This window comes from Marinobacter goseongensis (genome assembly GCF_023156235.1).
In the GTDB taxonomy this organism is placed as follows: Bacteria; Pseudomonadota; Gammaproteobacteria; order Pseudomonadales; family Oleiphilaceae; genus Marinobacter; species Marinobacter goseongensis.
This window is the reverse complement of sequence record NZ_JAKZAI010000023.1, coordinates 1-22,339: the sequence shown is the minus strand read 5'-3', so window position 1 is coordinate 22,339 and position 22,339 is coordinate 1. Positions and strand designations below refer to the sequence as shown.

Annotated in this window: 16 protein-coding genes and 1 tRNA gene; 4 read left to right on the top strand and 13 right to left on the bottom strand. The window is 59.9% G+C overall.

Annotated features, from left to right (window positions below; translation table 11 throughout):
* Positions 1-48: 48 nt before the first annotated feature.
* The 3 genes from MLC70_RS16060 to MLC70_RS16050 all read right to left on the bottom strand — a co-directional run bounded on the left by MLC70_RS16060 (position 49) and on the right by MLC70_RS16050 (position 8,097).
* Positions 49-3,264 carry an Ig-like domain-containing domain gene (locus MLC70_RS16060; protein WP_248185369.1) on the bottom strand — a complete coding sequence of 1,072 codons (3,216 nt, stop codon included), beginning with the start codon at positions 3,262-3,264 and terminating at the stop codon, positions 49-51.
* Positions 3,265-3,277: 13 nt separating this feature from the next.
* Complete coding sequence (aupA, locus tag MLC70_RS16055; protein WP_248185368.1) at positions 3,278-4,615, bottom strand: alkane uptake protein AupA; 1,338 nt, start codon at positions 4,613-4,615, stop codon at positions 3,278-3,280.
* 314 nt (positions 4,616-4,929) lie between these two features.
* A complete protein-coding gene (locus MLC70_RS16050) occupies positions 4,930-8,097 on the bottom strand; it encodes an Ig-like domain-containing domain (RefSeq protein WP_248185367.1) in 3,168 nt (1,055 codons plus the stop codon).
* 590 nt (positions 8,098-8,687) lie between these two features.
* Here MLC70_RS16050 and MLC70_RS16045 point away from each other — a divergent pair.
* Positions 8,688-9,224, top strand: a complete 537-nt coding sequence (locus tag MLC70_RS16045) for a PEP-CTERM sorting domain-containing protein (protein ID WP_248185366.1) — start codon at positions 8,688-8,690, stop codon at positions 9,222-9,224.
* Between the two features lie 78 nt (positions 9,225-9,302).
* Here MLC70_RS16045 and MLC70_RS16040 read toward each other — a convergent pair.
* From MLC70_RS16040 to rpsU, 4 genes are all read right to left on the bottom strand, one after another.
* Positions 9,303-9,379, bottom strand: a tRNA-Ile gene (locus MLC70_RS16040).
* 110 nt (positions 9,380-9,489) lie between these two features.
* Positions 9,490-11,334: an RNA polymerase sigma factor RpoD gene (gene rpoD, locus MLC70_RS16035; RefSeq protein ID WP_248185365.1), complete on the bottom strand. Its 1,845-nt coding sequence runs from the start codon at positions 11,332-11,334 to the stop codon at positions 9,490-9,492.
* Between the two features lie 171 nt (positions 11,335-11,505).
* A complete protein-coding gene (dnaG, locus tag MLC70_RS16030; protein ID WP_248185364.1) occupies positions 11,506-13,242 on the bottom strand; it encodes a DNA primase in 1,737 nt (578 codons plus the stop codon).
* A 156-nt stretch (positions 13,243-13,398) separates the two neighbouring features.
* A complete protein-coding gene (gene rpsU / locus MLC70_RS16025) occupies positions 13,399-13,614 on the bottom strand; it encodes a 30S ribosomal protein S21 (protein ID WP_072794797.1) in 216 nt (71 codons plus the stop codon).
* Between the two features lie 273 nt (positions 13,615-13,887).
* On the opposite strand from rpsU, the gene tsaD reads away from it, so the two are divergent.
* Positions 13,888-14,949 (top strand): tRNA (adenosine(37)-N6)-threonylcarbamoyltransferase complex transferase subunit TsaD, encoded by a 1,062-nt coding sequence (gene tsaD, locus MLC70_RS16020; protein ID WP_248185363.1) that lies wholly within the window; start codon positions 13,888-13,890, stop codon positions 14,947-14,949.
* 9 nt (positions 14,950-14,958) lie between these two features.
* Here tsaD and plsY read toward each other — a convergent pair whose 3' ends face one another.
* Entirely contained in the window at positions 14,959-15,543 is a 585-nt protein-coding gene (gene plsY, locus MLC70_RS16015; RefSeq protein ID WP_282448508.1) for a glycerol-3-phosphate 1-O-acyltransferase PlsY, read from the bottom strand.
* A gap of 171 nt (positions 15,544-15,714) precedes the next feature.
* On the opposite strand from plsY, the gene folB reads away from it, so the two are divergent.
* Positions 15,715-16,071, top strand: a complete 357-nt coding sequence (folB, locus tag MLC70_RS16010; protein WP_248185361.1) for a dihydroneopterin aldolase — start codon at positions 15,715-15,717, stop codon at positions 16,069-16,071.
* Positions 16,071-16,592, top strand: a complete 522-nt coding sequence (gene folK, locus MLC70_RS16005; RefSeq protein ID WP_248185360.1) for a 2-amino-4-hydroxy-6-hydroxymethyldihydropteridine diphosphokinase — start codon at positions 16,071-16,073, stop codon at positions 16,590-16,592. Before folB ends, folK (MLC70_RS16005) begins: the two co-directional genes overlap by 1 nt.
* Here folK (MLC70_RS16005) and pgi read toward each other — a convergent pair.
* The 5 genes from pgi to pcnB all read right to left on the bottom strand — a co-directional run bounded on the left by pgi (position 16,578) and on the right by pcnB (position 21,859).
* Positions 16,578-18,236, bottom strand: coding sequence for a glucose-6-phosphate isomerase (gene pgi / locus MLC70_RS16000; protein WP_248185359.1), 1,659 nt, complete (start codon positions 18,234-18,236; stop codon positions 16,578-16,580). The two genes, folK (MLC70_RS16005) and pgi, sit on opposite strands and share 15 nt — an antisense overlap.
* Positions 18,237-18,262: 26 nt before the next feature.
* Positions 18,263-19,111, bottom strand: coding sequence for a pantoate--beta-alanine ligase (panC, locus tag MLC70_RS15995; RefSeq protein WP_248185358.1), 849 nt, complete (start codon positions 19,109-19,111; stop codon positions 18,263-18,265).
* Positions 19,108-19,902 carry a 3-methyl-2-oxobutanoate hydroxymethyltransferase gene (gene panB, locus MLC70_RS15990; protein WP_248185357.1) on the bottom strand — a complete coding sequence of 265 codons (795 nt, stop codon included), beginning with the start codon at positions 19,900-19,902 and terminating at the stop codon, positions 19,108-19,110. The genes panC and panB overlap by 4 nt, the downstream gene beginning before the upstream one ends.
* Positions 19,903-20,018: 116 nt before the next feature.
* On the bottom strand, positions 20,019-20,528 hold the full coding sequence (gene folK / locus MLC70_RS15985) for a 2-amino-4-hydroxy-6-hydroxymethyldihydropteridine diphosphokinase (RefSeq protein WP_248185356.1): 510 nt from the start codon (positions 20,526-20,528) through the stop codon (positions 20,019-20,021).
* A gap of 8 nt (positions 20,529-20,536) precedes the next feature.
* Entirely contained in the window at positions 20,537-21,859 is a 1,323-nt protein-coding gene (gene pcnB, locus MLC70_RS15980) for a polynucleotide adenylyltransferase PcnB (protein ID WP_248185380.1), read from the bottom strand.
* Between the last annotated feature and the right edge of the window lie 480 nt (positions 21,860-22,339).

The following is a 22,339-nucleotide window of genomic DNA, read 5'->3' as shown; positions in this document are numbered from 1 at the left end:
AAAGGCCAGCCCGAAGGCTGGCCTGAAGTGCGGGTGAGGTCCGCGGGATTAGTACTGCTCCGGGATCTCCTTGATCGGGTTGGAGATGAAGTTGAGGTAGACGCCTCCTGCAGGGATGATCAGTGGAATATTGATCACCGCATCACTGTCTCCTCCGCTGAGCAGGTTTGCAAGGAGCTCGGTGATGGTGCTGACAACCGGCACAGCGACCGAGACCTCAACAGACAGCGCCGCTTGGTTGAGGTTTCTCTGCTCAATCTGCATGCGTCCATCATCGAAGAATGTGATCGGGCCCTCGAGATTCAGCGGCAACCTCAGGCTATACAGATTGTGCTCCAGCAAAATGCCACCGTCCGGTAACGCCAGATTTGGCGCATCCAGGCTCAGTTCGGTTGTGGTCCGGAATCGGGGGCCATTCTCGCCCTCGAAAATTACGCCTTCGACAAGGCCCAGTGGATTGTCCTCGGTCGGCTCGGAATAAGTCATACGCAGGACCTGGGGACCTGTGACCTGTGCGCCAAAACCCGTCAGGAACACACTGGCGGATGTTGTCGGCAGCATAGTGGGGTAAAGCAGGATCCTTACGCCGATCTCGTTGCCATTGGCATCAAGTTCAGGGCCGACCACTTCAACGTTGAGCCCGTAGGTTTGGTAGATGAACTTGTTTTCGGGGCAAGATTCGCGAGCGGGGCAGCCGACGCTGGCCCGAATCAAGCCGGGCAGGCCCAATATAGTTGCCTCTTGGTTAACCACCTGCAGTTTGGCAGCATTTTCGGAGGGCAAGAACTCAGCTTCGCCGTCTGATGGGTGATTAAAGGGCTCCAAGCAGTCGGTACCACCAAGTGTTGGACAGTCAACCACGTAGTTGGAGTTGGTGTCCCTGACAGGCAGGTTCCGCAGCGGCGTGAACACCATGCTGGTGGATTCCACCCCGCGGAAATAGATCTGCATGTCTGGTCCGCCCACACTCTCCGGGTCGATCAGCAGGTCTGTCTTGAACGCCAGGCCGTTTTCGCCGCAGATGAAGTTGTCAGAAGCCCCGTTCGTGCACTCACCGCCGGCCATGGAACTCATGGTGTAGCGATAGAACCCGTCAATCTCCCAGGGCTCATCCGGGAAGAAGCGAATGCGTTGATTGTTCTTCTCCAGGCGGCCACTGACCGTGCTTTCCACTGCACCACTGGGGTCCACCTTTTCGACGGTAAACGTCTCATCAAGCCGTATGGAGTCGAGATTCATGGACTGGGAGAAGACCACAACAATAGGGCGGTCTTTCGGCACGGTTGAAAGCGGCAACACCTGGCCCAGAGGGCCTTCGGGCGCTGCGTCTGCACACTGGCCGTGGGTGCCTGCATTCAGATCGACAGGCGTATCGGTCTGGTCAACATAGCAGGGATAACCGGGGAAGGTAGTTAATGCAACGGGCGAGCGTTGCGTCACTTCGTTTTCCGCGCCGATGTCCGGCAATCGGAACGTCAGGGCCGGCACGTTGGCTGCGTTACCCGAGGTATCGGATACACCGTTGATGTTCACAGTGTAGTCCACGCCGTGCTCGAGACCACCAGTCGGGTTGATGACCAGTACGGTACCGTCCACTTTGGTTTTGAGACCGGCCACATCACCCTCGCTGGTGGAGAGTGTGACGCTTCCTGGCACCGAGTCATGGTCGAGGGGCTCGTCAAAGTTGAGGACTACCGGGTCACCCGGGCGCTGCATGTCCTGCCGTGTCGGCGGGAAGGCATCCAAGGGGCCGGGCACCCAGCTCACCAGTCTCGGGCCGGTCAGGTCTTCCAGTTCATCGTCGCGCTGGTCGGCAGCGTCGAGCTGTGACGTGGCGTCTGTGTCCGCCTGAATCCGGAAGGCAATGGTGGAGTCCGTCAGCTCCTGTCCCAGCAGATTGGGCTCCACGATGCCGATGGCATCGATGGTCAGAACACCGTCTTCCACCAGGGCAATACCCGTCAGCTCAACGCCGAGGAGGTCCTGAGACAGCGATGCGTTTGGCTGGGCCGCCTCGGTGTTCATGGAGACGTCCATGAACAGACGAACGTGGCGCGGCGCGCTCTGGTCATCGGTGTACGGGTTGGGCGAAAGATAACCGGTGGCATCGGAGATCATAATGACCTTGATGTCGCCGGTCTGCTGAATGCCGCCGGTGGCCTCGTCAATGATCGGCACCAGGCCATTAACGCGGACCGCCAGATTGCTACTGCTCAGCAAGCTGCCTTTCGGCACGCGCAGCGGAAGTGGTTCGTCCGCCTCGAAGCCCGGCGCAAACGCCAATTCCGCGAACAGCCCGCCGGTTTGTTGCGAGGTGTCCGTCGTACCCTGCAGTACGGAGTTGAGGACAATGCCGTTGACCACCTGCCCGTTCAGTTTGGATTTGCTGGCTTCCTGGGTGGTGTCGCCTGCGTTCAGGCCGGAATCAATGACTTCCTGGAACAGAACCACTCGGGGGCCGGTGTCGCGGGGCGTAATTTGCTGACTGAAGCTTTCCACGACGCCACCGTTGATGCCGGGCAGGTTGCGCACAGAGACGGTGTAAGTTTCGCCGGGAGTCAGGAAGTCGTCGTCCCGACCGCAGAGTTCCGGTGTGCCCGGAACGCAGGGATCGATCGTGACCAGTCGACCCTTAACCAGAACAATCGCTGGCACCGTTTCGCCGTTGCTGTCGGTGATTTCAATCACGCCGCCCCGTTCTTTCCATTCCGGATGAACCGGGTGAGTGAGACGAAGCCGGAATGTGGAAATGTCCATCGGACGGAACACGGCGTCGGGCGCCGGAATCATCTCGGCGACCTTGAAGCTCTCATCGGTGTTGTCCAGACCGGCAATACCGGTCAGCCCGCCGCGGGTGGAGAACTGGATGCCCTCAGGCCCCTCCGCGTTGGGCGTGCCGATAATACGGTTGCCCTCGGCGAGCAGACCCTCGGCAAACTCGATGTTGTACTCGGTGCCGGGTTCGAGCTCACTCTGGGGCGACAGTTTGAGGCTGCGGTTGCCGTCGACACCTTCAACGGTGAACGGCACCGCGGTTTCGCCCGCGGTCACGCGGATCTTGCCCGTCAGGTCGTCATCGGACACGGCGTGGGAAAAGCGCAGCACGAGGTCGGCCTTTGGGCTGACTTCACGCTGACCATCCGCCGGATAGGAGTAGACCACTGAGCCCTGAGTGCGTGGCTCGTTGATTTCCTGTCCATCCCCGCCGCCACAGGCGGCGAGGATGGCTGCGGGTAACAGTGCCAGTGTATTTTTGTAGTTCATGGCAAGCCTCTCCTCAGAACTTCAGGGTGATCGAACCACTGACGACGTGGATGTCGCCGTCGGCTGTCGCCTGCTGCTCGTTGCCGTCAAAGTCGACGATGGTGAAATCCCGCTCTTGCAGTTGCTGGTACTGATAGCCAAGGTCCAGGCGAACCGGATAGGCCAGCAGACGTGTGCGGCTATAGGTGGCGCTGAGGCCCAGGCCGACCACAATTTTGTCCGTGTCCAGGTAGTTCAGCTCAGGGTTGCGGGTAGTTTTGAGCGGAGATTCCTCATAGGCCACACCGCCACGCAATGCGAAATGCTGGCCGAACTCGTATTCTGCGCCAATCCGGGGTATCAGCACGTCATCAAAGCGGATGCGGGCAGCGGCGCTGACACTTTGCTGGTCGCGAATGGTGTCGCGGCTGAATTCGTCTTCCAGTTCCGACCAGTTCTGTTGCTCAATGCTGCCACCAATACGCCAGCCGTCACCACGGTATTGAGTGCCGAAGGAGAAGGTTTCCGGCTGGAAAGAGTCAATCGTGGCCACTGCCAGGCTCAGACCGGGATCCGGAATGGTCTGGGTGACGATGATATTGGAGTTAACAGAAGTGGATGCTGCTGACTTGGTGCGGTAGCTGAGAGCGGATTCCCAGCCGTCCAGGAAGCAGCTGCTGTCGGGGCAGAAAGTTTCGCCCCACTTGATGGTAGTGCCGAGAATGGACTTCAGCGAGGGCTCAGCATTGACGGAAAGTCGCTCGCGGGTGGTTTCGCCGCCCAGCGTAGAGACGGCGTCCAGCTGCGCCACAGCTTCAAGTGTTACCCGCGCAGAGAAACCAACAGAGATGCCCCGCCAAAGCGGCGTTGCACCACCCACGTTCAGAAACAGCGGCTCCTTGCCATACTTAAGGAATTCTCCGGTTTCTGAGGTCTCGGATGAAAATGCCAGCAGCTCCTTGCCATACTTTTCGACACCGACAATGAAACCCAGGTAGATCGGGTGATCGAATCGCGTGAGGGAGCCAAGGTTGGTTTTCAAACCGAGCAGCAGGTTTTGACTGGGTGAATCTGAGACGATGTCACCATCGGCATCCGAACGACTGGAGCGCAGCTCCTGTTCAGAGTGCAGAATGCCGCCTGTCAGTTCCCCACGTTCATCTGCGGTCAAATAGGACGGGTTGTAATAGGTGACAGAAACCTGGTCGTTAAACATGGACAGTGCCTGTGCCGTGGCGACGTCCACAGGCATCACGCCGTAGGCGGTGCCGAGGTTGCCCATGCTGGCTGAGGCGGTGGTTGCAAGTCCTGCTGAGGAGGTGGCGATGGCAAGCGTAAGCGCCCGTACTGCGAAACGGTGAGAACCGGACATGAATCTGACTCCTGTTATTTTTGTCTTTCATGTTCACGTGACTCAGGCGCAGGGCCGAGTCACATTTATTGGGTATTGGTACAGCTGTTTCAGAGTGTAATCGCCTTGTCTTTTTGGGACGTTGGCCTCAATGACAGGGAGTGTCGTCTAAAAGATCACCTGTAGAGTGCCCTTACAGGATTGACCAGTCTCTGATTTGGTGCGAGGCCTGAACAGACAGGGTTTGTAGGGAAAGTGTCAGGGAGTGCGACATTTTGTTGCGGTTCAGCACCCGGGGGCCGGTCGGCTCCCGGGTGCTGAACGGTTTCAGGCTGTCAGTTCTGCGTGTACGGAGAGATGTAGTTCAGGCGCAGTTTTCCGGCAGGAATTTCCAGGTGAATGCGGGTGTTTGCATCGATCGCGGAGTTCGCTATCCCTTCACACAGCCAGCTGAAAAGAATGCTGCCGCAGATACCGCTGGTATTCTCGGAGGTGATCTCAATTTCACCGGTTACCTCGACATCAATCGGGACCGGATTCAGGTTTTCCAGTGCAATCTGCATCCTGCCATCGTCCAGGAAGGTAATGGGACCCCTGAGCTCAAGGCCGTTGATCGGATAGCTCCTGAGATTGTGGCCGAGGTTGGCCGGCCCTATGCTTGGGTTCAGGAAGGGCGCGTCGAGGTAAACGTCCAGTGTTGTTGCGAAGGTCAGCTCCCCGTTGTTGTTCGTGAGGATCTTGCCGCCGGGTGGCACGAAATCCCCTTGCTCATTTTCGGCGTAGCGAATGCGCATCAGCATCGGGCCAGTGGCGATCTCTTCATTTTCCTCGAGATCCACGCTGAGCACGAAGTCGGGAAACAGATCGACAAAGCTGGTATCTATAAACGCCCAGACGCTGCTGGACGTCGTGGCGAGAATGGAGGGGAGAATGTCGACCGGTATGCTTCCATCCTCTTCTGTGTCACCCGTGACCAGGGTGTCCAGCATGGCAGACAGGTAGATAAACTGGTTCTGCTCGCAGTTCAGCCCGACGGCGCAACCAATATTTGCACCCTGCACCAGGGTTTCGTCATTGATGGCGCTTACGCCGGCCGCCCGCAGGCCGGCTGCGTTTGCCACACTTTCACCTGAAACGGAACCAGCCTCCAGCCCGGACTGGTAATCCAGGTCGGCATTGGCATCCGCTGCCGGCAGGTTGCGCAGGGGCAGGGCAACACGATCAGTCTGGGGTGCGGCTCCGGTGAAGTAGTTCACCATGGGCTGGCCGCCGAATGTGCGGTTGCTCTGGCTGCGCGTTCCCTGGGTCAGTATCTCGGTTTGCAGTGGCAGTCCGGATTGCGATCGCAGCGGGGTATTGGCGTTCAGTGTGTAGCGGTAGAGCGTACCCTCGGTCCAGCCCAGTACAGGCATTACCGTCAGGTGCCGTGGACCGGTGTTGACCACGTAGTCTGAGGTGGGCACAGGCGTCCAGCTGCCATCCTGAAACGACTCGAAGGTAAGAGAATCGCCCACGGAAATGCTGGCCGGGTCCATGTTCTGGGAGAAGCGTACCGAGACCGCCCTGTTGTTCGGGTGCGCGGGAATCGGCAGGAGGTCATCGGAGGTTTTGCCGCCGGCGCATCGGCCCTGGTGCCCGCTGGCGGTATTGACCGCGGTTTTGGTGCAGGGGAAACCCGGAAGGGTGGTCAGGGCAATCGGAGACTGTGCCGCAGATGTGCCCTCCAGGGTTGGAGGCAGCGCAAAATCAAGTTGGGGGGCAGCTACTTCGTGTCCGGCCAGATCGGTCATACCGTTGAGCAACAGGCTGTAGTCCGCACCATGTTCCAACGGTTGGGCGGGCGTCACCACCAGAGCGGAGCCGTTCAATGAGTGAGAGGCCGTCTGTTCAACCCCGTCCTTGTACAGTTTTACGGAGTCGGCGTTCACCGAGCCGGGCAACAGCGGTTCGGAAAAATACACGATGACCGGGTCGCCGGGGCGCAATTTGTCCTGATTGTCCTCGCCGGGCACCCAGCTCTTGATGGTTGGCGCGTCGCTGTCGGCAAAGCTTGCCTCTGGCGGCGCGTCGTCCGGGTTGCGGTAGCCCTCCAGCCGGAAGGAGATAAGTCCGGAGGCGACGTCAACGCCCATGACATCCGGCTCGATCACACCGACGGCCTCGATGGTCAGAGTGCCGTTTTCCACCAGTGCGGTTCCGACCAGATGCACGTGCATCAGCTGCTGACCCAGGGCGGCGTTGGCAATGGTGTTCTCGGTGTTCAGGGCCATATCGATGTAGAGCTCGACCAGTCGTGGTGAGTTCTCGTTGTCGGTGTAAGGGTTGCTCATCAGGAACCCGGTGGCATCAGACAGGAAGCGCACCTGGATGGCTCCAGAGGAAAAGCCCGCCGGCAGCTCTCCGGCAACGTTTACCGCGACATCTGACCCGGTCATCAGTGCGCCCCGATCAATACGCAGAGGCACGCTTTGTCCGGCCTTGTCGAACCTGGGAATAAAGCCCAGTTCGGCGAAAACGGTGCCGGTTGCCGTCGTGGCGTTGTTGCTGCCGAGCAACAGCGAGCTGAGCTTGACCGAATTATAGGTCTCGTTGGAAAGCGCGAGCTTGCCAGTATCGGTTGTGGCTTTCTGGGCCATGCGCTCACGCTCGCCCTTTGGCGATGTGGAGTCCAGTGGACGAAACGTCCAGGGTGCCTCGGGCGGAAGCTCAAGGGGCGCTTCGGCGATGGTGCTGCGAATGTCCGTGGTGAGGCTGATGGTATAAGTCTGCTCCGGATCCAGATCTTCCTCCGGATCCACGGTCACGCGGTGCCCCTGAACATACATCTGTGCAGGCACCGGTTCACCATCGGCATTTAACAGGCTGATGGTTTCGCCATATCGAAGGGAACTCTCATCCAGCGGCTCGGTAAACTGAATGCGCAGGGCCGACATGTCGGTGGCCGGGTAGATGTCGTCTCCGGTCGGGATAAAGCGGGCGACCCGGAAGCCGTTGCTGCCCTCGGTGCGATCCAGTAAAGGACCGTTGTTGGCGGGCGCCGTCGTGAACGAGATTCCGCCACCGGGCAGCTTGATGTCTCCCATACGGGTAGAGAGCCCCTGATTGGTCAGCGTGTATCGTGTGCCAGGCTTCAAAGGTTCCGCAGGGCGTGCGGCAATGCCGCGCTGACCGCTGGTCATGGTGACGTCGGTCAGGGTAACCACATCACCCTGATCACTCTGCAACTGCAGCATGTCTGGTGCCAGCTCGCTCTCGTCCATGGTCAGCTCGCGGGTGAAGCGCATGAACATCGGCGCCGTCACCGGCACAGCTGCCTGATTCGCAGCAGGGTAGCTGAAATAGAGTTCACCGGCTGAGCGATCCGTGTCGCTGATTGACTGCTTGTCTCCACCGCATCCAGCGAGGCCTGCCACCGTCAATGCGAGGGTGAGAAGCGTCTTGCAGGAGGAGTGGGTAAGTTGAGACGGGGATGGGTGCTTGCAGCCGCGGGAGCGGTACATCATGACAATACTCCATTATTGTTGTAGGTCGTTGCAGCGTTCTCTGCCGCAGGATCTGTTGTGGAGATGGTAGGCCTGAGCATTGGGGCAAAGGTGTGGCTTGGTTGACGCCTCCGCTGTCTGAGTAAGGTCAACCTGACCTGTAACCAGCATGGTTACGCGCTTTGCAATAATTATCGAGAACAGTTTGTAATGGTTCATGTTGTAAAATTGTGACGCAGTTAACACTCCTTTCCGGCAAATCCTATTCTGTATAAATTGCTGACATCCGTTTGCTCTGCCTCGAGTCCCGCAGGATATCGGGGTAGCGATCGCGCGCGCCGCCATTGTGTTTTCACGAACTGTCGAAGTTTCTTACAGTTATTGGTCCGCTCCCCGGTGACAAAACGGCTGAGCCCCCGCTAACCCCCTGTTTTGCCTATTCGGAAATATGTTGGCTCGGCCTATGCTTCCCTTCAATAAGAAGTCATTTCCAGGTTACGTGACAAACCGCGGTTGGAACCCTGACTGTCAGGAGTGATACGGGCAAATAGGGAATGTCTGTTTGAACGCTGATCATTAACAGGCAATGTGTGGAAAATGGAGAGACCCAAATGAAAACGTTCTCAAAATCCTTGGTACTGGTGGCGGCTGCGTCGTTTGCGGGTGCCGCATGGGGAAACATGATCGGGGGCGTTGATGTCGGGGATTTGGATCCTTTGACAGCTCAGACCGGAAGCTTGTCCCCCTGTGGTCCGGGCAGCAGCGAAGCGGCAGAGGCGTGCTGGATTGGAAGCGTGGTGGGAGCAGGCGTAACCTATAACGAAAAGACCGAGACGGTGTCCTACCAGATGGTTGATGGCAGTTCCTCGCTCATCGGATTCCAGCTCACGAGTGCAAGCGAGTATTTCATGATCAAGAACGCCACCTGGTGGGGGCTGTTCCAGAACAACGCGGATCTTAACTGGGCGGTCATCGATACCAGCCTGTTGAATGCTGGCTTCAACCTCCCGTCTGAAGATTTCGAAATCAGTCACGTTGCCACCGTTGGTGATGTGGCAGAGGTGCCGGAGCCGGGTTCCCTGGCGCTGATTGGCCTTGGCCTGCTGGCACTGGGCATCCGCAGCCGCTGGAACAAAACCCGTAGCTGAGCATCAGGCCGTCGACCGACGGTTTACAGGAGTTATGCAGGAGCGCCTCTGAGTTCAGGGGCGTTTTTGTGTCTGGAGTGGTGGGCCCACCTGGACTCGAACCAGGGACCAAAGGATTATGAGTCCTCTGCTCTAACCAACTGAGCTATAGGCCCTTGCGCAGCGAAAGCTGTTCAGGAAGTGCGGTGCTGAACCCGGGCGGGAACAGCAAAGCGGGCGCCATTATACCGGTGAGGTGTGGCGCCCGCTACTGTTGTGGTGCTTCTTATCCGTTGCCCTGATCGTCAATAAAGCCACGCAGGTGATCGGAGCGGGAAGGGTGCCGCAGCTTGCGTAGCGCCTTGGCTTCGATCTGACGGATACGCTCCCGGGTGACGTCGAACTGCTTACCGACTTCTTCCAGAGTGTGGTCGGTGTTCATCTCGATGCCAAAGCGCATGCGCAGGACTTTCGATTCGCGGGCGGTGAGGCCGGCGAGTACCGAGCGAGTGGCTTCGCGCAGACCCTCGGCGGTGGCAGAATCCACCGGAGACAGGGCCTGGATGTCTTCGATGAAATCGCCCAGGTGGCTGTCTTCATCGTCACCGATCGGTGTTTCCATGGAGATCGGCTCTTTGGCGATCTTCAGCACCTTACGGATCTTGTCTTCCGGCATCTCCATGCGCTCACCCAGCTCTTCCGGCGTGGGCTCGCGGCCCATCTCCTGCAGCATCTGGCGGGAGATGCGGTTGAGCTTGTTGATGGTTTCGATCATGTGCACCGGAATACGGATGGTGCGGGCCTGATCCGCGATGGAGCGGGTAATGGCCTGACGAATCCACCAGGTGGCGTAGGTGGAGAATTTGTAGCCACGGCGATACTCAAACTTGTCGACGGCCTTCATCAGGCCGATGTTGCCTTCCTGGATCAGGTCCAGGAACTGCAGGCCGCGATTGGTGTATTTCTTGGCAATGGAAATAACCAGACGCAGGTTGGCCTCGACCATTTCTTTCTTGGCGCGACGGGCCTTGGCTTCCCCAATGGACACCCGGCGGTTGATTTCCTTGATGTCGGCCACGTCCAGATCCACTTCGGTCTGGATATTGGCAATCCGCTTCTGCAGGCGAACGATTTCGTCAATGCGCTCGCTCACGGCGGCGGCGTAGGGCTTCTTGCTCTTGCCGATTTTCTCGGCCCAGTCGTGGCTGGTCTCGTTGCCGGGGAAAGACTTGATGAAGTCCTTGCGCGGCATTTTGCTTTCCTTGACGCAAATCTGCATGATCGCGCGCTCGTTTTCGCGCACCAGATCGTTGGTCGAGCGAACCACGTTTACCAGTTCTTCAAAGGCTTTGTTAGCCAGCTTGAACGGTGCGAACACCTGGCCCAGTTCGTTCAGGGCAGCCTGAGTTTTCTTGTCACCGCGGCCGTGCTTTTCCAGCGCCTTGTGGGCTGCGTCGAGCTTTTCTTTCAGCAGCTCGAAGCGCAGGCGGGTCTCTTCAGGATCCGGGCCGTTATCGGTTTCTTCTTCGCTGTCGTCATCGTCGTCATCGGAGGAGGAGTCGGAATCAACGCTGCTGTCCGCCGGTGTCTCTTCACCCATGAACGGCTCGGCGTCGTCCGGGTCTAGAAAGCCGGTCACGATGTCGCTGATGCGACCTTCGTTCTCGATGATGCGCTCGTAGGCCTGCAAGACCGTGCCCGCGGTGCCCGGGAAGTGGGCAACGGCGGCCATGACATCACGGATGCCTTCCTCGATGCGTTTGGCGATGACAATTTCGCCCTCGCGGGTCAGCAGTTCAACGGTACCCATTTCCCGCATGTACATGCGGACCGGGTCAGTGGTGCGGCCAGCGTCGGTTTCAACGGCGGCAAGAGCGGCAGCAGCTTCGGCGGCAGCGGCTTCGTCAGCGGTGGAGTCGCCCTCGGTCATGATCAGGGTATCGGCGTCGGGGGTTTCCTCGCACACCTGAATGCCCATGTCGTTGATCATGCGAATGATGTCTTCCACCTGATCCGGATCAGCAATGTCCTCCGGGAGGTGGTCATTTACCTCGGCGTAAGTCAGGTAACCTTGTTCCTTGCCTCTTGCAATGAGGTCTTTCAAACGTGATTTCTGCGAATTGCCTGACATAGACACCCTGTGGACTCGCTGGTAAAAGAAAAAAGTTAAACAGCCATTATAGCTGTCGCTCGGTTGCTCTGCCACCGGATGGTTAGATGGTGATCAACGCTTCAAGTTTCAAGTGCAATACTGGGCGAACCCTGTACTTTCCGGTTTTTACCGGCGGCCTTGAGAGGCCGTTCAATCGTCTGTGCCCCCGCTCAGAGCTTTCAGTTCCTGGCGTTCTTCCGGACTCAGATCCGCAAGGCTGCGCTTGGAGGCGAGCAGCGAGGTTAGCCGCTGTTTTCGTGCGGCCTCCTGGTTCGGGCTCAGTAACTCCCGTGCGCCGGCGAGGGTTCTTTCCCGCGCCGGTATGTGTTCGATACCGTCAAACAGGTTGTAGAACCGGTCCCGGGCCTGACGGTCCGTGGCCAGTGTGCGCACCAGGGTGCCCCGGTCGCTGATGCCGCGGTCCAGAATCCATTCGGCGAAGCCCCGGGCCAGCCGGAAATGCCTGGACTGGCGCGCCAGTTCAACCACGTCGCTGGCCATGTCCGGGGCCTCCACCAGAGCCAGGCACAGAGTGCTGTCCTTGCTGAGCCGCACATCAATGCGGTCTTCCTGAACCCGGTCCCGGCGGTCGCCGAAGCGTCGCTGGCCCGGCTGCGGGCGGCGGTTCTGCCAGTCGTTCCGTCCGCTGCACAATCGCAGCATCTCGTGCCACATTGCATCCCGCAGGGTGCTCTTAGGCATCTTGTTCAGCATCGGCTCAACCCGAGCCCTGAGCTCGCCCCGATGCTCCGGCAGTTGCAGGTCCAACCCTTCACTCTGTCGATCAAACAGATAGCGGGACAGCGGCGTGGCGCTCTCGATGCGCTTGCGGAACGCCTCGGGGCCCTCCTTGCGCACCAGCGTGTCAGGATCCTCGCCATCAGGCAGCATCAGGAATTGCAGGTGCATGCCGTCGGCCATCAGTTCCAGTGCGTTTTCCATGGCGCGATCGGCGGCCCGGTACCCGGCCTGGTCGCCGTCAAAACAGAACACGATGTGCCGCACCTGCCGCAGCAGGGCGGTCAGGCTGTCCTGATTGGTTGCGGTGCCCAGCGTCGCCACTGCAAAATGGATGTCGTGCTGAGCCAGCGCGATCACGTCCATATAGCCTTCTACCACCAGCAGCTTGTCCAGCTGGCGGATGGCCTGTTTGGCTTCGAACAGGCCGTATATCTCGCGGCTCTTGTGAAAGACATCAGACTCCGGAGAGTTGATGTACTTGGCCTTGTCGTCGCCGAGTGTGCGGCCGCCGAAGGCGATGGTCTTGCCCCGGCTGTTGCGGATGGGAAACATCACCCGGTTGCGGAACAGATCTCGCGGTCGGCCATACTTGTCAGAAACCGTGCCGGTCTCGATCAGTGGCGCCTGCAAATCCTTGCTGCAGGTATCAAACAGCGCAGTGCCGGTACCAGGGGCAAAGCCCAGTTGGTACAGCTGAATGATGTGGTCGTCCAGCCCCCGTTGCTTGAGGTAGTCCCGCGCCAGTTTGCCCTGGGCGCCCTGCAGCGACGACTGATAAAAGCTGCTGGCGTAATCCAGCGCATCCGTCAGTGTGCGGGCTTGCTGGATCTCCTGGCGCGCACTCTGGTCGTAAGGCACTTCCAGACCGGCGCGCCGGGCCAGCTCCTCTACCGCATCGGTGAACCCCAGTCCTTCAAACTCCCGAACGAAACTGATGGCGTCGCCATGGGCGCCGCAGCCAAAGCAATGGTAGAAGCCTTTGTCTGGGCGAACGTTGAAAGACGGTGTTTTCTCATCATGAAACGGGCAGCAGGCCTTGTAGTTGGCCCCGGCTTTCTTCAGCGTGATGCGTGATCCGATCAGCTCCGCCAGATCTATCCGGTCCAGCAGATCTTCAACAAAGCGTTGAGGGATCAGTCCGCTCATGATGACTCCGGTTGCGCAGAAAGTGCCGGCTTAGCGCCGCCAATAGCCAAAAATGCCGCCGAAGCCAGGCCTCGGCGGCATTTTGGAATCGCTCTGTGCAGCCTGTGGCTTGAACAGACGATCAATGGTTTGCAGTCAAGCGGCGTCAGCTGAAACTTAGTACAGACGCTCGAACTTGCGCTGTTCCCGCTGAAGCTTCTTGAGATGACGCTTAACGGCAGCTGCTGCTTTGCGCTTACGTACGGAAGTCGGCTTCTCGTAGTGCTCACGACGACGGACTTCGGACAGTACGCCTGCTTTTTCGCAGGAGCGCTTGAAGCGACGCAGTGCTACGTCAAACGGTTCATTCTCTTTCACTTTAACAGCTGGCATTCGAAAATCACCTACCTGATGTATTCGGTTTCTGTTTTGTCTGATCGACTCGTGCGTCAAATCGACTCGATACCTGGTCAGATTGGCTAAAACTCGACCAGTGCATATTTAAGGGCGGCAATGATAGCGCCTGCTTGGGGGAAAGGTCAATGTTTGTTCTGTGAATCTGCAGTCCACCAGAGCGAGAGGTTAACAGGTTCCAGGTTAATGGGTTTCGGCTTTCTGTTAAAATGGCTTCCCGAACCTATTGATACCATCGTTGCGACCTTAACTATGCTGATTCTCGGAATTGAAACCTCCTGCGACGAAACCGGTGTTGCGCTGTATGACAGTGCGCAGGGGCTGATGGCCCACGCCCTGTTCAGCCAGATCGACATGCACGCGGATTACGGCGGTGTAGTGCCGGAGTTGGCCTCCCGCGACCACGTGCGCAAGCTGCTGCCTCTGTGCGATCAGGTGTTGGCGGAGGCCGGCCGCACTCGTGCCGACATCGACGGCATTGCCTACACCGCCGGCCCCGGCCTGGTCGGGGCGCTGATGGTGGGCGGCTCGGTTGCCCACGCGCTGGGCTTTGCCCTGGGAATCCCGGTGCTGGGTGTTCATCACATGGAGGGCCACTTGCTGGCACCGATGCTGGAGCCTGCACCGCCGGCCTTTCCGTTTGTGGCGTTGCTGGTGTCCGGTGGCCATACCCAGTTGGTGCGGGTGGACGGCATCGGAGAATACGAATTGCTCGGTGAATCGGTGGACGACGCCGCCGGTGAAGCCTTCGACAAAACCGCCAAGATGTTGGGGCTGGACTACCCGGGCGGACCCAGGGTGGCCGCGCTGGCTGAGCAGGGAACGGCGGGTCGATACCGGTTTCCGCGTCCGATGACCGACCGCCCCGGGCTGGATTTCAGTTTCAGTGGGTTGAAAACCTTTACGCTGAACACGGTCATGGCGGCACAGGAAAGCGGGACGTTGGATCAGCAGACCCGGGCCGACATCGCACTGGCGTTCGAGGCCGCCGTGGTGGATACCCTGACCATTAAATGCCGCCGGGCACTGGAGCAGACCGGCTGCAAACGGTTGGTGATTGCCGGTGGTGTCAGTGCCAACACGCGGCTGCGGGCGGGGCTGGAAAAGATGACTGCGAAGCTCGGGGCCGGGGTGTTTTATGCCCGCCCGGAGTTCTGCACCGACAACGGCGCGATGATCGCGTACGCCGGTTGCCAGCGGCTGATGGCCGGCCAACAGGACGGCGATCGTATTGTTGCGGTGCCGCGGTGGCCGATGAATACCCTGCCACCGCTGTCCCGGGCGTGCGATAACGGGTTGGCGGATTGGGTGTAAGGCATGGGGTCAGAGGCGGGTTTCACGCCCCTGGGCCAGGCGTATCAGATTGTTGCGATGGCGCACCACAATCAGGATGGCCAGCAGTCCGAACAGCGGCAGGGTGTCTGGTTCGATCAACGCGCTGATTACGGGGCCGCTGACGATGGCAATGATGGACGCCAGTGCCGAGATGCGCCATCGCCACATCACCAGGCTCCAGATGGCAGCCAGTAGCAGTGTGGTCAGCGGTGCCAGCGCCAGCCCGGAACCGAGCGCGGTGGCCACCCCCTTGCCGCCTTTGAAGCGGTAGAACAGCGGCACCATGTGGCCGGTTACTGCGCATAGCGCCACCATGGCCTGGGCAAGAATTGAAAGCCCTGCGGCGTGGGCCAGCCACACCGGGACAAACCCTTTGGCCGCATCAAGAACCAGCGTCAGTGCGGCCGGCAGCCAGCCTCCGTTGCGGTAGACATTGGTGGCCCCCGGGTTGCCGGAGCCCAGCGCCCGCGGGTCTGGCAGTTTCCAGAGCTTGCAGATTTCCAGAGCAAACAGTATGGACCCGGCGGTATAGGCCAGGGCGCACAACAGTACGGTCAGTAATGGATCGCTCATGGGAATCACGGTCAGTCTGGGTTGCGGGCAAAGACGCGCCCGGGCAATGTGTGCGAAAATGCCGGCCCGTTGGCGATGGCTGGCTCAATGAGCCGTAGTAAAGGGACCACAGTATCTCTAGCCTGTTCGTTATTCAATCAGCAAAGAGTGTAACCCGGGAGAGATGAGCCGGTGACAGACAGCGTTCTGATCGAGGGCCTGGCCGTGGAAGCGGTGATTGGCGTGTACGACTGGGAGCGGGAGGTGACTCAGACCCTGTTGGTGGATCTGGACATGGCCTGGGACAACCGGTTGCCGGGGGCCTCTGATGACGTCTCCGACGCGCTCGATTACGGCGTGGTCAGCGAGCGTGTGGCGCAGTGGCTGCGCCAGGCTCAGCCGGCCCTGCTGGAAACCGCCGCAGAAGGGCTGGCCCAAATGATCCGCGACGAATTCGGGGTGCGCTGGCTGAAGCTGACCCTGCGAAAGCCCGGCGCCGTTCCGGCTGCCAGGGCGGTAGGTGTGTGTATCGAACGGGGGCAGGTGTGATGGCGGCCAGGGCCAGGGTATACATCAGTATTGGCAGTAACATAAATCGGGAGCTCTATATCTCGTCAGCTCTCGATGCGCTCGCCGAGTGGTTTGGTGAGCTGATCATTTCCCCGGTGTACGAGAGCGAGGCGGTGGGTTTTGACGGCTCTCCGTTCTACAACCTGGTGGTGGGTGTGGATACTCACTGGAGTGTTGGCGAGTTGTCGCGGCGGTTCAAGCAGCTGGAGGCAGACAACGGCCGTCGCCGGAATGTGCCTAAATTCAGCGCGCGTACGCTGGATCTGGACATTCTGACGTACGATAACGCGGTTGGTGAAGTGGACGGCGTAGAACTGCCCCGCTCGGAAATTCTCAGGAACGCCTTCGTGCTCTGGCCCCTGGCCGAGGTGGCGCCTGACGCCCTGCATCCGCGATGTGGTCAGTCCTATCGCCAATTGTGGCAAGATTACCGCAGTAACCAGAGGCTCTGGCCGGTGGATTTCACCTGGCAGGGCAGGCTTATTTCACGATCGCAGTGACCGGAAGCGACGGATAAGGTGTTCGGTGGAGGCGTCGGTGCTGCTGGCGTCAGGCTGATTACCGAGAATCCGCTCGAGAATGCCCTGGCCCATCTGCTTGCCGAGCTCCACGCCCCACTGATCAAACGAATCCACATCCCAGATCACTCCCTGCACAAACGTGCGGTGCTCATAGAGCGCGACCAGTGCCCCCAGAGTGTGTGGCGTCAGCCGGTCCATCAACAGGGTGTTGCTCGGCTTGTTTCCGGCGATCACTTTATGGGGCGCCAGCAGGCGGGCGGCCTCGGCTGACAGTCCTTCGCCGGCGAGCTCTTTCCGTGCTTCGGCTTCGGTTTTGCCTGCCATCAGGGCGCGGGATTGGCTCAGGCAATTGGCGAACAGAGCCGCGTGGTGCTCGCCCACCGGGTTTTGACTCTGCAGCGGAATAATGAAGTCGGCGGGAATCAGTCGGGTGCCCTGATGCAGCAGCTGATGGTACGCGTGCTGTCCATTGGCGCCCACGCCGCCCCAGATCACAGGTCCGGTCTGGTAATCAACATCCTTTCCGGTCTGGTTCACACACTTGCCATTGCTCTCCATGTCCAGCTGCTGGAGATGCGCCGGCAGGCTTTCCAGATAGTGGTCGTAGGGCAGAATGGCGTGGGTTTCCGCGCCCCAGAAATTGCTGTACCAGACGCCGAGCATGGCCATCAGAACGGGCAGGTTCTGCTCCAGCGGTGTATGCCGGAAGTGCTTGTCCATGGCGTGGGCGCCGGCCAGCAAGGCACGGAAATGGTCCATGCCCACAACCAGCGCAATGGGCAGGCCAATCGCCGACCAAAGCGAGTAGCGACCGCCAACCCAGTCCCACATGGGAAAGACGTTGTCAGGCGTAATGCCGAACTGTGCCGCATCGGCCGGGTTGGCACTGACGGCCGCGAAATGCAGGGGGACAGCATCCTCGGTACCGCCGTTGGCGAGAAACCAGTCCCGTGCGACCCGGCTGTTCTCCAGGGTTTCCTGGGTGCGGAAGGATTTGGATTGCACCAGAAACAGGGTGGTCTCCGGATTGATCCGGGCGAGCACCTCGGCAATGTCGGTGCCGTCAATGTTGGCTACGAAGTGAGGTCTGAGCTGGCCGGTGTGGTAGGGGCGAAGCGCCTCGATGGCCAGTTTCGGCCCGAGATAAGAGCCGCCGATGCCAATGCTCACCACATCGCTGAACGGCTTGCCGGTAAACCCGCTGCGCTGGCCGCTGAGCACTTCTTCGGTGAAGGCGTCCATTCGCGCCAGGGTGGCTTCGATTTCGGGCATAACGTTCTGGCCATCAACTTCAACCGGGTCGCCGCCGGTGTTTCTCAGGGCGGTGTGCAGCGCTGGGCGGTTTTCGGTCACGTTGACGTGTTCACCGCGGAACAGGGCCTCCGTGCGCTCGGCGAGGTCACAGCTCCGGGCCAGGTCCACCAGCGCATGCAGTACCTCGTCGGTGAGGCGGTTTTTGGAGAAGTCCAGCGCCAGCCCGGCACCCTCCGCAAAGTAGCGCTGTGCTCGCTGCGGATCCCGTTGAAACAACTCCCGCATGTGCAGCGACGTCAGCCCCTGCTGCAGTTCGGCCAGAGTTCGCCACGCGGGGCTTGAGGCGGGAGAAGTAGGGGCCGGGGTCATGCGGGAGTCCTTTCAGTCTGGTGCGGTCAGCGTGTCACTGACAGATTATCGATCAGTCGCGTGGTGCCGAGAAACGCGGCTACCAGCAGGGTAAGTTCGCTGTCGCCGGCCGCCGCCGGTTTCAGAGTTTCGCTATTGACGATGTTGAAGTAATCAGGGCGCAGGCCAGCGGCGGTGAGCGTCTCGTTGGCTTCACGCTCGATGGCGTTGAAGTCGGTACGGCCCTCGCCAAGCTTGCGGGCGCTTTCCTGAAGGGTGCGATAAACCGTCGGTGCGGTGGCGCGTTCGGACTCACTCAGGTAGCCGTTGCGGGAGCTTTTGGCGAGGCCGTCCTCTTCGCGAATGGTCGGGGCGCCAATCACTTCGACCGGGATCATCAGGTCCCGCACCAGCTTGCGTATGACGGCGAGCTGCTGGAAATCTTTCTCACCGAAAACGGCAATGTCAGGCTGCACCATGTTGAGCAGCATGGTAACCACCGTGGCCACACCCTCGAAGTGTCCAGGCCGACTGGCACCACAGTGGCCGTCGCTGACTTCCGGTACCACCACTTTGGTCTGCTTCACCAGGCCCTGGGGGTAGATTTCCTCCACACCCGGGGCGAACACCAGAGTGTTGCCTGCGGCTTCGAGCTGGCGTTGATCTTCCTCCAGGGTGCGGGGGTAGGTGTCGAGATCTTCGCTGGCACCAAACTGCATCGGGTTGACGAAAATGCTGGTGACCACCACGTCCGCCGCCTCGCTGGCTTTGCGGACCAACGAGACATGGCCCTCGTGCAGGTTGCCCATGGTGGGTACCAGGCCGATGGTTTTGCCCTCGCGGCGATAGCCGCGAAGCATGGTGCGCAGTTCTTTCAGGGAGTTGACGGTTCTCATGCTTTGAACGTGTGCTCCTCGGCGGGGAATGAGCGGTTGCGAACCGCGTCTACGTAGGCGGTGATGGCGCCCTGGATGGACTCGGATTCCGCCAGGAAGTTTTTGACGAAGCGCGGCTTGCGCCCGGTCGTTACCCCCAGCATGTCATGCAGTACCAGAACCTGGCCATCGGTATCCGCGCCGGCTCCAATACCGATCACCGGTGCTTTCACCGCCTGGGTGATGCGTGCGGCCAATGGCGCGGGTACGCACTCCAGAAGGATGATGTCCGCTCCGGCCGCTTCCAGCTCGCAGGCGTGTTCGATCATCATCTCGGCGGCTTTTTCGTCGCGCCCCTGCACCTTGTAGCCCCCGAACTTGTTGACGAACTGGGGGGTCAGGCCAAGGTGGGCACATACCGGCACACCGCGCTCGCTCAGGGCGGCAATGGTGTCGGTCATCCAGGCAGTACCCTCAAGCTTCACCATGTGCGCGCCCGCCCGCATCAGGTCGGCGGCATTTTCGAGGGCTGCCTCGGTGGTGCCGTAACTCATGAATGGCATGTCGGCCATGATCAGTGCGCCACGGTTACCCTTGGCCACAGCGCTGACGTGGTAGACCATCTGGTCCATGGTGACCGGCAAGGTGCTGTCGTGCCCCTGCAGAACCATGCCGAGGGAATCGCCAATCAGGATGACGTCAACACCGGCCTCGCTGACAATCTGTGCGAAGGTAGCGTCATAGGAGGTCAGGGCCGCAAACGCTGTGCCCTTCTGCTTGTATTCCCGCAGGGTATTGATGGTTACAGCCATAGAATCCTTGCCTTGTGGGTGGATGGGCCAAGACTGTGCCGGGGTCTGCCGGCGTTCAGACGTTAAGGGTAATCCGGTGGGTGTCGCTGAGGCAATAGTAGCATGAAGCCGGACATTCAACAGGGCGGCTGATGCGCCCGCGGAAGCGGCGGCAGTAACCGCAGGTGGTTGTCCGGGCATTGTTGCCGGAGGGCGGCAACGGTGCGCCCGTCCGGCAGCATGAGATCGGCGTTCAGATCGAGCAGGGGTTGGAGCACGAAATCCCGGTTCGGCAGTTCTCGGTGGGGAACCGTGAGGCGATCGTTGTGAATGGTGTCTGTGCCGAACAACAGCAGATCCAGGTCCAGGGTTCTGGGCCCCCAGTGCTGTTTACGCTCGCGTCCGTGCTGAAGCTCGATCTGTTGCAGGTGGTCCAGTAAGTCAAGCGCGCTGAGCTCCGTGCGCAGCCACGCTGCGCCGTTGACAAAGTCGGGCTGATCCTGGGGGCCGACAGGGCGGCTGCAGTAGAACGCCGATTGCGCGATCAGCGATGTCCGTGGCAGGCCCGCCAGTTCGCCAATGGCGCGGGCAAGTTGCGCCGTCGGGTCTGCCAGGTTACTGCCCAGACCGATAAAGACGTCGGTCATCGGTACCGTCAACTCCCGGTGGCGGGCTTGCGTTTGCGCCGGCGTTTTTTGGGGGCGTCTGTGCTGAGCTCGCTGAGCATGCGCTCCTGGCCGCGCTCGTCGTTGGCCTGGAAGTCCGTCCACCATTGGCCCAGGCCCGGCTCGATTTCGCCTGCCGATTCCCGCACCAGCAGGAAGTCGTAAGCCGCGCGGAAGCGCGGGTGCGACATGGTCAGGAAAGCGCGTTTTCCCTGGCGCCGGGGCAGGCGCATCTGCAGCTCCCAGATCTCCTTCATGGGTCCGGAGAACCGCTTCGGGATGGAGGTGGCCTGCACCTGGCGCCCGATCACCTTGGCAATCGCGCCGTGCAGAGCCGGCTGCACCGGATCGCCGTTGTCCTGGCGACGCCGCCACTCGGATTGCAGCGCCGGCCACAGCATGGCTGCAAACAGGAAGTAGGGGGTGACGGATTTGCCCTGAGCGATGCGGGCGTCGGTGTTGCGCAGGGCCTGGCGAATCAGTTCGTCGGGCTCGCCGGCATTCAGGGCACGGACTGTCTCCGGAAACAGCGGAGCCAGCAGGTTGTACTCGCGCAGCAGATCGTAGGTCGCCTCGCCGTAACCCGCCGAGAACAGCTTCAGAACCTCGTCAAACAGGCGTGCAGGTGGAATGTGAGTCAGCAGCGGCGCGAGTTCCTGGATGGGCTCCTCGGTGTCTTCCTCGATGTCGAAGCCGAGCTTGGCCGCAAAGCGCACCGCCCGCAACATGCGCACCGGATCTTCACGGTATCGGGTCTCGGGGTCGCCGATCAGACGGATCTGGCGGTTCTTGAGGTCTTCGATGCCGTCCGCGAAGTCGATCACTGTAAAATCGCGAATGCAGTAATAGAGTGCGTTTACCGTGAAGTCGCGACGCAGGGCGTCCTCCTCCAGAGAACCGTAAACGTTGTCCCGCAGCAACAGGCCGTGCTCGCTGGTGCGACGATCGTCGTCTTCGGTGTCGTCGTCCGCTTCAATGGCATTGCCGCGGAAGGTGGTGACTTCGATGACCTCGCGCCCGAACACCACGTGCACGATGCGGAAGCGGCGGCCAATCAGACGCGAATTGCGGAACAGGTCATGAACCTCTTCCGGCGTGGCGTTGGTGGCGATATCAAAATCTTTCGGCTGGCCACCCAGCAGAATATCCCGTACCCCGCCACCGACCAGGTAGGCGTCAAAGCCGGACTTGTTCAGTCGGTGCAGCACTTTCTTGGCCGGCTCGCTGATGGCCGTGCGCGATACCGTGTGCTGGTCCCGGGGGATTTCCCGCCGTGTATAAGGGCGCTGCTTTTGCTTTCCGTTGCCGGGCATAAGAGCGCGGAGTTTTACGACCGACTGCTCGAAGAGAGAAGAGATTGATTTAGGCATTGAATTCCGTTAGTGCATGAGCAAAAACGAGAGTTTAACGGTTTGGGCGGGATTTGCACACGTTTGCAACAGAATGGATGGGAAAAACGGTGGCATTCAGAGGGCAGGGTGGTAGAACGCATTGTTCCGTACCCCAGATAATCAAAAGGCGGATTCGTTTTCACGAACCCGCCCTGAAAGCGTTGACGATCTGCATTGTTTTTGTTTTTGCCGGGATTTTTCTTCGTTTTTGTACCCCACTGCGTCTCCCCAAAACTTGGAGATGTCAGTAGTGCAAACGGAAGGCTTTGAATACACAGAGCGGTCAGAAGCATCGGGCAAGTTACGGGTACATGCAGCGTCGCCTGGGAGCCTGTAAATAAATCTGTGTAACTGCCCACCCCATTACAGGTGGCCGTCCAGGCGGTCACCGAATTCGATAAT

Coding starts and splice junctions, on each gene's coding strand:
- MLC70_RS16060 (WP_248185369.1), bottom strand. CDS start 3,264: ATGAACTACAAAAATACACTGGCACTGTTACCCGCAGCCATCCTCGCC.
- aupA (WP_248185368.1), bottom strand. CDS start 4,615: ATGTCCGGTTCTCACCGTTTCGCAGTACGGGCGCTTACGCTTGCCATC.
- MLC70_RS16050 (WP_248185367.1), bottom strand. CDS start 8,097: ATGATGTACCGCTCCCGCGGCTGCAAGCACCCATCCCCGTCTCAACTT.
- MLC70_RS16045 (WP_248185366.1), top strand. CDS start 8,688: ATGAAAACGTTCTCAAAATCCTTGGTACTGGTGGCGGCTGCGTCGTTT.
- rpoD (WP_248185365.1), bottom strand. CDS start 11,334: ATGTCAGGCAATTCGCAGAAATCACGTTTGAAAGACCTCATTGCAAGA.
- dnaG (WP_248185364.1), bottom strand. CDS start 13,242: ATGAGCGGACTGATCCCTCAACGCTTTGTTGAAGATCTGCTGGACCGG.
- rpsU (WP_072794797.1), bottom strand. CDS start 13,614: ATGCCAGCTGTTAAAGTGAAAGAGAATGAACCGTTTGACGTAGCACTG.
- tsaD (WP_248185363.1), top strand. CDS start 13,888: ATGCTGATTCTCGGAATTGAAACCTCCTGCGACGAAACCGGTGTTGCG.
- plsY (WP_282448508.1), bottom strand. CDS start 15,543: ATGAGCGATCCATTACTGACCGTACTGTTGTGCGCCCTGGCCTATACC.
- folK (WP_248185360.1), top strand. CDS start 16,071: ATGGCGGCCAGGGCCAGGGTATACATCAGTATTGGCAGTAACATAAAT.
- pgi (WP_248185359.1), bottom strand. CDS start 18,236: ATGACCCCGGCCCCTACTTCTCCCGCCTCAAGCCCCGCGTGGCGAACT.
- panC (WP_248185358.1), bottom strand. CDS start 19,111: ATGAGAACCGTCAACTCCCTGAAAGAACTGCGCACCATGCTTCGCGGC.
- panB (WP_248185357.1), bottom strand. CDS start 19,902: ATGGCTGTAACCATCAATACCCTGCGGGAATACAAGCAGAAGGGCACA.
- folK (WP_248185356.1), bottom strand. CDS start 20,528: ATGACCGACGTCTTTATCGGTCTGGGCAGTAACCTGGCAGACCCGACG.
- pcnB (WP_248185380.1), bottom strand. CDS start 21,859: ATGCCCGGCAACGGAAAGCAAAAGCAGCGCCCTTATACACGGCGGGAA.